This is a genomic window from Methylobacterium sp. WL120, from assembly GCF_008039465.1.
Lineage (GTDB): Bacteria > Pseudomonadota > Alphaproteobacteria > Rhizobiales > Beijerinckiaceae > Methylobacterium > Methylobacterium cerastii.
On sequence record NZ_VRUT01000029.1, the window covers coordinates 25838 to 38492 of the forward strand.

7 protein-coding genes are annotated in these 12655 nt (G+C 72.0%); 5 read left to right on the top strand and 2 right to left on the bottom strand.

Going from position 1 to position 12655, the window contains the following annotated elements; genetic code table 11:
* Positions 1-21 precede the first annotated feature (21 nt).
* Entirely contained in the window at positions 22-1890 is a 1869-nt protein-coding gene (locus FV229_RS08280) for a glycosyltransferase (protein WP_147751509.1), read from the bottom strand.
* Positions 1891-2061: 171 nt separating this feature from the next.
* Here FV229_RS08280 and FV229_RS08285 point away from each other — a divergent pair, with 171 nt between their 5' ends.
* Positions 2062-2877 (top strand): transporter substrate-binding domain-containing protein, encoded by an 816-nt coding sequence (locus FV229_RS08285; RefSeq protein ID WP_246688106.1) that lies wholly within the window; start codon positions 2062-2064, stop codon positions 2875-2877.
* A gap of 315 nt (positions 2878-3192) precedes the next feature.
* Positions 3193-4911, top strand: coding sequence for a lysine--tRNA ligase (locus tag FV229_RS08290; RefSeq protein WP_147751511.1), 1719 nt, complete (start codon positions 3193-3195; stop codon positions 4909-4911).
* Positions 4912-4957: 46 nt separating this feature from the next.
* On the opposite strand, the gene FV229_RS08295 is transcribed toward FV229_RS08290, so the two are convergent.
* Complete coding sequence (locus FV229_RS08295; protein ID WP_147751512.1) at positions 4958-6145, bottom strand: putative zinc-binding peptidase; 1188 nt, start codon at positions 6143-6145, stop codon at positions 4958-4960.
* A gap of 339 nt (positions 6146-6484) precedes the next feature.
* On the opposite strand from FV229_RS08295, the gene FV229_RS08300 reads away from it, so the two are divergent.
* The 3 genes from FV229_RS08300 to FV229_RS08310 form a co-directional block, all read left to right on the top strand.
* Positions 6485-9793 (top strand): transglutaminase family protein, encoded by a 3309-nt coding sequence (locus FV229_RS08300; protein WP_147751513.1) that lies wholly within the window; start codon positions 6485-6487, stop codon positions 9791-9793.
* Positions 9790-12348 carry a circularly permuted type 2 ATP-grasp protein gene (locus FV229_RS08305; protein WP_147751514.1) on the top strand — a complete coding sequence of 853 codons (2559 nt, stop codon included), beginning with the start codon at positions 9790-9792 and terminating at the stop codon, positions 12346-12348. The genes FV229_RS08300 and FV229_RS08305 overlap by 4 nt, the downstream gene beginning before the upstream one ends.
* Positions 12345-12655 (top strand): transglutaminase N-terminal domain-containing protein (locus FV229_RS08310; protein ID WP_281406702.1); only part of this gene is annotated, 311 nt, incomplete at its 3' end. The genes FV229_RS08305 and FV229_RS08310, both read left to right, overlap by 4 nt.

The following is a 12655-nucleotide window of genomic DNA, read 5'->3' on the forward strand; positions in this document are numbered from 1 at the left end:
GCCGCCCCCAGCGGCCCGGCCTCACGCCGCCGGGCGTCGCGGACGCAGCACGCCGCTGCGCGAGGTGCGTGACAGCCCGTGCTCCGTCTTGTTCCACTGCGAGGGCGCGCGGACGAACTCGATCACCGCGAGCCACGCGGCGACGCTCACCAGGGCGAAGTAGAACGGCATCACCGGCAAGAACCACAGGAGGTCCCACCAGCCCCGGCGGATGCATCCGAGCGCCGGCGGCAGGATCAGGGCCGTGATGCCCGACAGGAACAGGGTGATCGCGACGCCGATGGGGAGGTTGCGCCAAAACTCGGTTGCGACCGGAATCTCGAAGAGCAGGAAGTCGGCGCACGCCCAGACGAGGAAGACCGGGCAGACCAGCGCGGAGGCGACCGCGCCGGGAATCAGCGTCGCGGCGCAGAGCGTGTCGAGGCGCCCGAGGCGCCGATAGGTTTCGATGGGGTTGCGGCCGTGGGTGACGGTGGTCTGCAGGAACCCCTTCATCCAGCGGACGCGCTGGTGCAGCCAGGCCCGCAGCACGATCGGTGCCTCCTCAATCGTCGCGCTCGGCAGGTCGCCGACGTGGTAGCCGGCGCAGGCCAGCCGCATCCCGAGGTCGGCGTCCTCGGTGACGTTGCGCGCGTCCCAGCCGTGCAGCTCGCGCAGCACCGCGGTGCGGATGTGCATCGAGGTTCCCCCGAGCGGCATCGGCAGGTGCCAGTGCGCCAGCGCCGGGTTCAGCACGTCGAACAGGCCGGCATATTCCAGGGCGAAGCACCGGGCGATCCAGGAATCCTCCGGGTTGTCGATCACCAGGCGGCCCTGCAGGCAGGCGGTGCTGGCGGGCGCCCGCGCAAAGATCTCGGCGGCGAGGCGCAGCTGGCCCGGATCGGGCACGTCCTCGGCGTCGTAGACCACGAGCAGCTCGCCGCGGGCGAGAGGCAGGGCGACGTTGAGCGCCCGCGGCTTCGTCCGCGGCCGGCCGTCGGGAACCGCGATCACCTCGAAGCGGGCGGGCAGCGGGATCCGCGCGAGGGCGGCGATAGTGCCGGCATCGTCCGCCTCGACGACGAACTTCAGGTCGAGCTTGGCCAACGGGTAGTCGAACCGGGCCAGCGCCGAGACGAGGCGCGGCACCACGCGGGCCTCGCGATAGAGCGCCACGAGGACGGTGTACGTCGGCAGGTCGCGGTCGTTCAAGGGCGCGACGACTGGTGGCGGCACGGTCGGGGAGGGGATGAACAGGGCTCCGACGCGGAAGATCGCCATCGCCAGGAACAGCGTCTGCGCCGCCACGACCAGGATCAGTGCGAGGATCGGCGGCAAAGCCTCGAAAGCCAGGGTGCCGGCGCAGGCGATCAGGGCGGCGAGCGCCAGACCCGGCCCGAGCGGCCGGGTGCCGAAGGCCCAACCCGGCGCCTTCGCTTCCAGGTCGTCGGCGGCGTACTCGGCGATGGCTTTCGGCATCGCCGCGAACAGGGCCGCGCGCAGGCGCGTCGGGCTCGTCACCGCAGGCATCCGCCCGCGCGGACTGCGCCCGGCGAGCAGTTCGGCGATCTGCCGCCCGCGCGGCGCCAGCACCGCCGGGGCGCCCGCCCCCAGCACCAGCGGCGCCATGCCGAGCGACAGGCTGTCGGGGAAGCGCGCGCCCATGCCGAGCGGGATCGGCCCGTCGAGGTACTCGGCCTCGAGGGCTTGGGCGAGGGCCCGGTAATACGGTTCCTCGTCCATCAGCCCGGCGCGCAGAAGGGCGGTCGCCGCGTCGGTCCCGCTCGCCTCGGCCAAATCCGCGGCGCGACGCAGCAGCTCTGGATCGACGCCCGCGTCCGCCAGGAACGCGATCTCCGGCGGCAAAGCCGGTGGGCCGGGGGAGGGGCCGAGGAAGCGGAGGAACGACACGGGGCGCCGGCTGCCGTCGGCTCCGGGACGTGCTAAGGCGAGGACGTGAGCCGGCCCCCCTCCCCATCGCGCCGTCGGCGCTCCGCGATCATAGGCGCGCGCGCTCAGGGTGCAAGGACGATGTCCTTTTCAAAGACTATTCTCTTAGCGCTCTTCGCCTGCGCCGCCGCGATGCCGCGGGCCGGCGCCCAGCCCGTTGCCGCCCCGCAAGCGCCCGCGGCGGTGACGGTGCCCAACTTCTGGAACCCGCGCAGCCGCGGCGAGCGGGTCGAGGCGCCGCAGACCGGCCGGGCCGTGCGCTTCCTGACCGACGACGAGTTCCCGCCGCTGCACTTCGCCGGCCCCGACGGGAACCCGACCGGCTTCGTGGTGGAGCTGGCCCGCGCGGTCTGCGAGAAGCTGGCGATCACCTGCACCGTGCAGGCCCGGCGCTTCGACACCCTCCTCGACGGCCTGACCGAGAAGCAGGGCGACGTCGTCGCCGCCGCGATCCCGCTGACGCCGACGCTGCGGGCGACGTTCGCCGCGACGCGGCCCTATTTCCGGTGGCCGGCGCGCTTCGCCGCCCGCGTCGACCGCGGCCTGCCGGTTCCCTCGGCGGGCGCGCTGGCGGGCAAGTCGGTGGCGGTGGTCGGCGGCAGCGCCCACGCCGCCTACCTCCAGGCGTTCTTTCCCAAGGCCGAGGCGAAGCCGTTTTCCGACCTCGCCTCCGCCGAGGGCGCGGTGAAGCGCGGCGAGGCCGACTACGTCTTCGCCGACGGGCTCGGCCTCGCCCTCTGGGTCGGCGGCCTGGAGGCGGGCAATTGCTGCGCCCTGACCGGCGGCGACTACCTGGAGAACCGCTACTTCGGCGAAGGCATCGGGCTGATCACCCGACAGGAGGACGCGGCCCTGTCGCGGGCGCTGGACGACGCGCTCCAGCGGGTGTGGGACGACGGGAAGTACACCGAGCTGTACCTGCGGTTCTTCCCCGTGAGCCCGTTCTGATTCAGGGCCATCGCTCGAAAGCGCCGGCCCTGTGTTCCTGACGCCTCGATCGCCGGCGCCCGCCTCCGCGGGTTTGGGCTTGGGCTTTCGCTCCGCAGTGCGCTCTTCGCGCCCTGCGTTCTGGTCCTTTTCGGATTTCGCATCGCGGTAAACCGCACGAGAGCATTTTCAGTGATCTTTGCATCACCGAAAATATTCTCACTTGTTGCAGGATTGCATTTTCTTCACGCGAGCCGGCATCCCCCTCGCTCGAAAATGCTCTAGGGTGCCGCACCCGCAAAAACCCCATGTCACACGCGAAGCGTCTCGAAGCCCATGTCCGCGCCTCTCCACCTCGACCCCGACCTGATCGAGGCCGCAGCCCACGCCGCCGCCTGGCCGTTCGAGGAGGCGCGCAAGCTCGTGGCGCGGCTGGAGCGCCGGCCCAAGCACGAGGTGCTGTTCGAGACCGGCTACGGCCCGTCGGGCCTGCCGCATATCGGCACCTTCGGCGAGGTGGCGCGGACCTCGATGGTCCGCCACGCCTTCAGGGTCCTGACGAAGGACGCCGTGCCGACCCGGCTGATCGCGTTCTCCGACGACATGGACGGCCTGCGCAAGGTGCCCGACAACGTGCCCGAGCGCGCGATGCTGGCCGGCCACCTCAACCAGCCGCTGACCCGGGTGCCCGATCCGTTCGGGACGCATGACAGCTTCGGCGCGCACAACAACGCGGAGCTGCGCCGCTTCCTCGACGCCTTCGGCTTCGACTACGAGTTCCGCTCGGCCACCGCGTGCTACCGCTCCGGTGCGTTCGACGAGGCCCTGATGCGGGTCGCGGAGCGCTACGACGCGGTGATGGCGATCATGCTGCCGTCGCTGCGCGCCGAGCGCTCGGCCTCGTACTCGCCGTTCCTGCCGCTTCACCCGGTGACGGGGGAAGTGATGCAGGTGGTGATCGACGCGGTGCATGCCGACAAGGGGACGCTCGCCTGGCGCGACCCGAAGACGGGCGAGGCCTACGAGACGCCGATCACCGGCGGCCACGCCAAGCTGCAATGGAAGCCCGACTGGGCGATGCGCTGGGTGGCGCTCGGCATCGACTACGAGATGGCGGGCAAGGACCTGATCGACTCGGTGAAGCTCTCCGGGCAGATCGCCCGGGCGCTCGACGGCGAGCCGCCGGAAGGCTTCAACTACGAGCTGTTCCTCGACGAGAAGGGCCAGAAGATCTCGAAGTCGAAGGGCAACGGGCTCACGATCGACGACTGGCTCGCCTACGGCACGCCCGAGAGCCTGAGCCTGTTCATGTACAACAAGCCGCGCGAGGCCAAGCGGCTGTTCTTCGACGTGATCCCGCGGCACGTCGACGAGGTCCTGAACTTCTCCGAGCGCTACGCCGGGCAGGACGCCAAGCTGCGCCTGGGCAACCCGGTCTGGCACATCCATGCCGGAAACCCGCCCGCGCCGGAGCGGATCGGGGAGGGCGCGGAAGGCGGGGCCAAGGGCGGCGTGAGCTTCGCGATGCTGCTCAACCTCGTGGCGGTGGCCAACGCCGAGGAGCCGGGGGTGCTCTGGGGCTTCATCCGCCGCTATGCCGCCGACGTCGGACCCGACACCCATCCCGGCCTCGACCGGCTCGTCGGCCATGCGCTGGCGTACTTTCGCGATTTCGTGCGCCCGGCCAAGAGCTACCGCGCGCCGAGCCCGGAGGAGCGCGCAGCCCTCGAGGACCTCTCCGCGTCGCTCGCCGAGCACGACGGCTCGACCGATCCGGAAGGCCTCCAGGCGGTGGTCTACGAGGTCGGCCGGCGGCATTTCCCGGACCTATCGGGCAAGGGCAAGAGCCCGGACGGGCGGCCCGGCGTGTCGCAGGCGTGGTTCACCACGATCTACAACGTGCTGTTCGGCGAGGCCCGCGGCCCGCGCTTCGGCTCGTTCGTGGCGCTCTACGGCGTGGCCGAGACCCGCGCGCTGATCGCCAAGGCGCTGTCGGGCGACCTGCTCGCCGAGCACGCGGCGTTCAAGGCGGACCGGGCGGCGAAATCCGCCTGAGGAAGACGGCCCTTCGCTGCGGCCGGACGCAGGGTGCCCGCAGCGCTCACGCGTTCGGCACCGCCACCTTCTGGCGCAACCCCGCGATCACCGCGCGCAGGATGTCGGCGCCCGCCTCGGCGCCGGCCTGGGGACCCATGTCGCCGCGCACCGCGTAGATGCGCTCGTGGACGAAGGCGAGCTTGGCGATCACCGCGGGCGTCAGGCGGAACGGGTAGAGGTCCGGCTGGCCCATGCTGCGCGAGAGCGAGTTCACCGCGTAGGTGAGGGGCAGCCACGCCGCGATCAGCTTGTCGAGGTCGGGGGTGCGATAGGGGTCGAAGTCGATCACCACCGGCTCGCTCGGCCCCCGGCGCAGCTGCGGCCGCAGCTGCAGCGCGAAGGTGGATGCGGTCTCCACCGTGTCGACGATGTGCAGGTAGTGCGCCCAGGTCTCGGCGAAGTCCTCCCACGGGTGGCTGGTGGCGTAGGCCGAGACGTAGGATTCCTCCCAATCGCTCGGGGCGCCGTGGGCGTAGTGGGTCTGCAGGGCGCCGACGTAGTTCAGGCTCTCGTCGCCGAACAAGTTGCGGAACGTCCACAGGTGCGGGCTGTTCTGGACGAGCAGGTACCAGAAGTAATGCCCGATCTCGTGACGGAAGTGCCCGAGCAGGGTGCGGTAATGCTCGCCGAAGCGGATCCGGCGCCGCTCGCGCTCGACGTCGTCGGCCTCGGCGATGTTCATGCTGATCAGGCCGTTGAGGTGGCCCGTCAGCACCGGCGGCCCGATCAGGAAGCTCTCGGACGGGTCGACGAGGAAGTCGAAGGCGAGCCCGTCGGTGTAGGCGGCCCGCGTCGCCAGCGGCAGGTCGAGGCGCAGCAGCGAGTAGAACAGCCGGTGCTTGGCCGCCTCCACCTGGCGCCAGCGGGTCAGGTTCCAGGCGAGCGTCAGGTCGGGCACCACGCGGTTGTGGCGACAGGTGACGCAGAACGTCTCGGGCGCGTCGTCTGGGACGAGCCAGTTGCAGGCGGCGTGCCGGGCGTTGGCGCAGAACCGGTAGCGCGGCCCGGGGCGTGCGTAGGCGTGGAAGGTCTGCGCCGCGCCCGAGCCCGGATGGGCCGATTGCCCGGACGGCTCCAGCGCCGAGATCTCGTGCACCTCGCAGACGTAGCCGAGGCGCCGCTGGCAGCTGTCGCAGGCCGTGCTCTCGAACGTGAGCGGCTGGTCGCAGGCTTGGCACTGGAAGATTTTCATGGCGGGTCCCGGCGCCCGAGGCGGGCAAGCACCCTGTCGTCGAAGGCGTCGTCGTCAGATGTCGGCGAGCGCAGGCAGGCGGCCCGCCCTCGCCGCATCAAACGGGCTTGCCCGGCAAAGTTCCCCGGGCGGGCGAAGGGGCGTGCGAAGGGGCAGGCGAAGAGGCGGGCGAAGAGGCGGGCGAAGAGGCGGGCGGAGCGGAATTCACGCGGCGCGCCGCAGGGAGCCGGAGGCCGCATGGAAATTGCTTGCCTCCCCCCCTTTGCCGCATAAGGCGAAGACGAGGGCACCGCCGGATTCGGTCCGGCCGCCACCTGCTTCGCCCAGACGAGAGTGCCCGTGTCGATCAAAGCCGCCCTGCACCACGTCACCCACTACACCTACGACCGGCCGATCGCGCTCGGTCCCCAGGTGATCCGCCTGCGGCCGGCGCCGCATGCCCGCACGAAGATCCCCTCCTACACCCTCAAGGTGACCCCGGAGAACCACTTCGTGAACTGGCAGCAGGACCCGAACGGGAACTGGCTCGCCCGGCTGGTCTTCCCGGAGAAGACCAGCGAGCTGAAGATCGAGGTCGACCTCACCGCCGACATGTCGGTGATCAACCCGTTCGACTTCTTCGTCGAGGACTACGCGCAGACCCGCCCCTTCGCCTACGCCCCGGACCTCGTCGCCGAGCTCGCGCCCTACCGCGTCCTCGACGACGCGCAGGGGCCCGAGATCGACGACTTCCTGACGCGCCTGCCGGCCGAGCCGAACACCGTGCTGTTCCTCGTGGCGCTGAACGCGCAGATCAGCCGCGAGGTCGCCTACGGCGTCCGCATGGAGCCGGGCGTCCAGACGCCGGCCGAGACCCTGACACTGAAGAGCGGCTCGTGCCGCGATTCCGGCTGGCTCCTCGTCCAGGTACTGCGCCGGATCGGCTTCGCCGCCCGCTTCGTCTCGGGCTACCTGATCCAGCTCGTGCCCGACACCACCGCCGTCGACGGCCCCGAGGGCACCAAGACCGACTTCACCGACCTGCACGCCTGGGCCGAGGTCTACCTGCCGGGAGCGGGCTGGATCGGCCTCGACGCCACCTCCGGCCTGCTCTGCGGGGAAGGGCACATCCCGCTCGCCGCCACCCCGCACTACCATTCGGCTGCGCCGATCTCGGGGCTGGCCGAGCCGGCCAAGGTCGAGTTCGGCTTCGAGATGACCGTGACCCGGGTCGAGGAGAGCCCGCGGATCACCAAGCCGTTCTCGGACGCGGTCTGGGCCGCCATGGACGCGCTCGGCGACCGGGTCGACGCCGACCTCGTCGCCCAGGACGTGCGCCTGACCATGGGCGGCGAGCCGACCTTCGTCTCGATCGACGACTTCGAGGCGCCCGAGTGGAACATCGCCGCCGTCGGCCCGTCGAAGCGGGGGCTGGCCGACCAGCTGATCCGGCGCCTGCGCGACCGCTTCGCGCCGGGCGGCATGCTGCATTACGGCCAGGGCAAGTGGTATCCGGGCGAGAGCCTGCCGCGCTGGGCCTTCGCGCTCTACTGGCGCCGCGACGGCCGCCCGATCTGGCGCGACGCCGACCTGATCGCGCGGGAGGACGCCCCGAAGTCGGCCGACGCCGACGCCGCGCGCAAGCTGATCGACGCGGTCGCCGGGCATTTCGGCCTGGGCGACTACGTGATGCCGGCCTACGAGGACCCGGCGCACTGGGAGGAGAAGACCGCCGAGCTTCCCGTCAACGTGACGACGCAGGAGGCCAAGAGCGGCTCGGTGGAGTTCGATTCGCGCATCAGCCGCGTCTACGAGCGGGGGCTCGGCAATCCGGCCGGCTTCGTCCTGCCGCTCGCGAGCCTGCCCACCGGCAAGGACGGCGATTCCGACCGGGTCTGGATCTCGGAGGCCTGGGCCTTCCGGCGAGGCCAGGCCTTCCTGGTGCCCGGCGACTCGCCGCTCGGATTCCGCCTGCCGCTCGGCTCGCTCCCGCACGTGCCGCCGGAGCACTACCCCTATTACCAGCCGCAGGACCCGCTGGAGCCGCGCGATACCCTGCCCGAGGGACATCCGGGCGAGGGACATCCGGGCGAGGGGCCGGGCAAGGAGGCAGGGAAGGCGGCCGTCAACGGCGGCGGCATCACCGGCGTCGCAGTGCGCACCGCGCTCGCCGTCGAGCCGCGCGACGGGACGCTGCGGGTGTTCATGCCCCCGACCCAGCGCGCCGACGAGTACCTCGAGCTGATCGGCGTGCTCGAGGCGGCGGCGGACAAGCTCGGGCTGGCGATTCACGTCGAGGGCTACGAGCCGCCCTTCGACCCGCGCCTCAACGTCATCAAGGTCACCCCCGACCCGGGCGTGATCGAGATCAACGTCCACCCGGCGACCTCCTGGCGCGAGGCGGTGGCGATCACCACCGACCTCTACGCCGACGCGCGGCAGACGCGGCTCGGCGCGGAAAAGTTCATGGTGGACGGGCGCCACACCGGGACGGGCGGCGGCAACCACGTGGTGATGGGCGGCGCGACGCCCGACGACTCGCCGTTCCTGCGCCGGCCCGACCTCCTGAAGAGCCTGGTGCTGTACTGGCAGCGCCACCCGGCGCTCTCGTACCTGTTCTCGGGCCTCTACATCGGCCCGACGAGCCAGGCCCCGCGCATGGACGAGGCCCGCCACGACGGCCTCTACGAGCTGGAGATCGCGCTGGCGCAGGTGCCGGGGCCGGACGAGCCCAACATCCCGCGCTGGCTCGTCGACCGGGTGTTCCGCAACATCCTCGTGGACGTCACCGGCAACACCCACCGCTCCGAGATCTGCATCGACAAGCTGTACTCGCCCGACGGGCCGACCGGGCGGCTCGGCCTGCTCGAGTTCCGCGCCTTCGAGATGCCGCCGGACCCGCGCATGAGCCTCGCGCAGCAATTGCTGCTGCGGGCGCTGGTGGCGTGGCTGTGGCGCGAGCCGCAGGTCGGCGGCTGTGTCCGCTGGGGCACGGGCCTACACGATCGCTTCATGCTCCCGCATTTCCTCTGGGCCGACTTCCTCGACGTGCTGGAGGATCTGCGGGCCGCGGGCTACGACTTCGACCCCACGGCCTTCGAGGCGCAGGCCGCGTTCCGCTTCCCCGTCTTCGGCCGGGTCGAGCATGGCGGCGTGAAGCTCGAGCTCCGTCAGGCGCTGGAACCGTGGCACGTGATGGGCGAGGAGGGGACCAGTGCCGGCACCGTCCGCTTCGTCGACAGCTCGGTGGAGCGCCTGCAGGTCAAGGTCGAGGGCTTCGTGCCCGGCCGCCACGTCATCGCCTGCAACGGCCGGCGCCTGCCGATGACCGGCACCGGCACGAACGGCGAAGCGGTGGCGGGCCTGCGGTTCAAGGCGTGGCAACCGGCCTCGTCGCTGCACCCGACGATCCCCGCCCACTCGCCGCTGACCTTCGACATCCTCGACAGCTGGAGCGGGCGCTCGCTCGGCGGCTGCCGCTATCACGTCGCCCATCCGGGCGGGCGCAACTACGAGACCCATCCGGTCAACACCTACGAGGCGGAGGGGCGGCGGCTGGCCCGCTTCCAGGCCCACGGCCACACGCCGGGCAAGGTCGCGATGCCGGCGCCCGAGACCAACCCCGAATTCCCCCACACCCTCGACCTGAGAACGCCGAAACCGACATGAGCTCGACGCTGGGGGCGGCACAGGTCACGGCGGGGTATCAGGCGGCGACCGGGCCGGACGCGGCGGACGAGCCCGATCGGCTCGCCCGCTGGACCGACGGCTATCGGCCCGAGCCCGGACGCCCGGACGAGTACCGCGACGCCGACGGTCGCCCGCGCGGCGCGTGGCCCCGGCTGCTGGAACGGCTCGCGCGGCTCTCCGAGCCCGAGATCATGGCCCGCTTCGTCTCGGCCGAGCGCCACATCCGCGACACCGGCATCTCGTTCCGCATCTACGGCGACCAGCGCGAGCATGCCTGGCCGCTGGGCTCGCTGCCGCTGGTGATCGAGGCGGCCGAGTGGCGGAGCTTGAGCGCCGGGCTGATCCAGCGGGCCGAGCTGATGGAGGCGGTCCTCGCCGACGTCTACGGGCCGGGCCGCCTCGTCGCCGACGGCCTGCTGCCCGCGGCGGTGGTCGCCGGCAGCCCCGAGTTCCTGCGCCCGCTGCAGGGGGTCTCGCCCCCCGGCGGGCGCTGGCTCAAGCTCTACGCCGCCGACATCGGCCGCGGGCCGGACGGGGCGTGGCGGGTGCTGGCCGACCGGACGCAGGCGCCCTCCGGCCTCGGCTACGCCCTGGAGAACCGGATGGTGCTCGGCCGCACCTTCCCGGACGTGCTCGAAAGCCTGCAGGTCGAGCGCTTCCCCGCCTTCTTCCAGGCGTTCCGCGAGGGCCTGGCGTCCGGCGCCGCGCGCTCGGACCCGCGCATCTGCCTGCTGACGTCGGGCCCCTACAGCAGCACCTACGTCGAGCAGGCCGCGCTCGCGCGCTATCTCGGCCTGATGCTCGTCGAGGGCGACGACCTCGTCATGCAGGACGGGTGCCTGCACGTGCGCACCGTCTCCGGCCTGAAGCGGGCCGACGCGGTCTGGCGCCGGATCGACGGCGACTTCCTCGATCCGCTGGAGCTCAACCCGGCCTCGCGGCTCGGCATCCCCGGGGTGATCGAGGCCTTGCGCAACGGCAGCCTGGTGATGGCCAACATGCCGGGCTCCGGCGTGGTCGAGTCGGCGGCCCTCAGCCCCTATCTCGACGGCATCGCCCAGCGCCTCCTCGGCGAGGGCCTGAAGCTGAAGAGCCCGCCGGCCTGGTGGTGCGGCGATCCCGCCGGGCTCGCCCACGTCCGGGACAACCTCGACGCGATGACGCTGCGCCCGGCCGCCACGCCGCAGCGCGGGGCGGGGCGCGACGCGATCCTCGGGCCGCAGGCGCTCGCGGCCGAACGCGAGCGGGTGCTCGCGGCCTTCCGGGACCGGCCGTTCGACTTCGTGGGCCAGGACCTCGGCCCGCTCTCGACCATGCCGGCCTGGGAGCGGACCGACCGGGGCCTGCACCTCGTCCCCCGCCCCTTCGCGCTCCGCGTCTTCGCGGCCCGCACCCCCGACGGCTGGCGGGTGATGCCGGGCGGCTTCTGTCGCGTCTCAGAACGCGAGAACGTCGACCCGATCGAGATGCGCCTCGGCATCCGCTCGGCCGACGTCTGGATCCTCTCCGAGAACCCGGTCGACGTCCGGCATCTCGGGCAGCAGGCCACGCCGCGGGTGCGGCGCATCTCCGGTCACCTGCCCTCGCGGGCGGCCGACAGCCTGTTCTGGTTCGGCCGCTACGTCGAGCGCGCGGAGGCGGTGATCCGCCTGACGCTGGCGCATCTGCGCAGCGTGGGCGACGCCGTCGTCACCGACATCTCGGGCGACACCGAGGCCCCCACCGCCTTGCGCATCCGCGCGCTGCTGGAGGAATGGGGCGCGACCCGGTCCGCTGACATGCCGACCGCGGCTCTGGCGCAGGAGGCCCTGGTCGGGCGCGAGGTCCACGGCTCCGCCCGCGCCCACGTGATCTCGGCGCGCACCAACGCGGCGACCCTGCGCGCCCGGCTCTCGGGCGAGGCGTGGCGGGTGCTCGCCGACCTGATCGACCTGCTCTCCCTCGACGCCGCCCGCGCGTTCACCGAATCGCAGCTGCTCGGGCGGGCCGAGCGGGCGCTGAGCCACATCGCGGCGCTCTCCGGGCTGACGCACGAGAACATGAACCGCGCCGCCGGATGGCACTTCGTCGACCTCGGGCGGCGGATCGAGCGGGCGATCAACACCAGCGCCTTCACCCTGGCCTTCGCCCACGACGAGGCCGGGGCCGACTGCCTCGGCGTGCTGCTGTCGCTCACCGATTCGCAGGTCACCTACGGCGCGCGCTACATGCAGGGCGTGGCCCTCGACCCCGTGCGCGACATGGTGCTCCTCGACCCCTACAACCCGCGCTCGGTCGCCTTCCAGGCGGAGGCGATCGGCCGGCACCTGGCCGAGCTGCCGGCGCTTTCGGCCGACGGCATCCCCGAGCCGCATTGCCGGCTGGCCGCACGGATCGTGGCGGCGCTCCGCAGCGGCGAGGCCGCCGACTTCGACGTCGTCGGGCTGACGCGGATCGAGGACGACCTGGAGCGGCTCGCCGACACCATCGCCGGCCGCTACTTCCCCAACGGACCCCACGCCCTGCGGCCCGAGAAGCTGGCGGGGCTGGCGTGATCTACACGCTGCGCCACGTCACCACCTACACCTACGCGAAGCCCGTGAGCTTCGCGCGCTGCTCGCTGCGCCTGAAGCCCGCCGAGGGCGAGGGCCAGTCGGTGATCGAGAGCGTGGTGACGATCGACCCGAGCCCGGCCACCGCGGTGATCCGGCGCGACACGTTCGGCATCGAGACCGTGGGCATCACCCTGGACGCGCCACACACCCGGTTCCGGGTCGAGGCGCTGTCGAAGGTGCGGGTCGAGCGCGCGCCGCCGCCCGCCCCCGAATCCGGCCGCGGCTGGGAGGCGGCGCGGGCGGCCGC

Excerpts from the sequence above, each read along its gene's own strand:
- FV229_RS08285 (WP_246688106.1), top strand. The coding sequence starts at position 2,062 with ATGCCGCGGGCCGGCGCCCAGCCCGTTGCCGCCCCGCAAGCGCCCGCG.
- FV229_RS08290 (WP_147751511.1), top strand. The coding sequence starts at position 3,193 with ATGTCCGCGCCTCTCCACCTCGACCCCGACCTGATCGAGGCCGCAGCC.
- FV229_RS08295 (WP_147751512.1), bottom strand. The coding sequence starts at position 6,145 with ATGAAAATCTTCCAGTGCCAAGCCTGCGACCAGCCGCTCACGTTCGAG.
- FV229_RS08305 (WP_147751514.1), top strand. The coding sequence starts at position 9,790 with ATGAGCTCGACGCTGGGGGCGGCACAGGTCACGGCGGGGTATCAGGCG.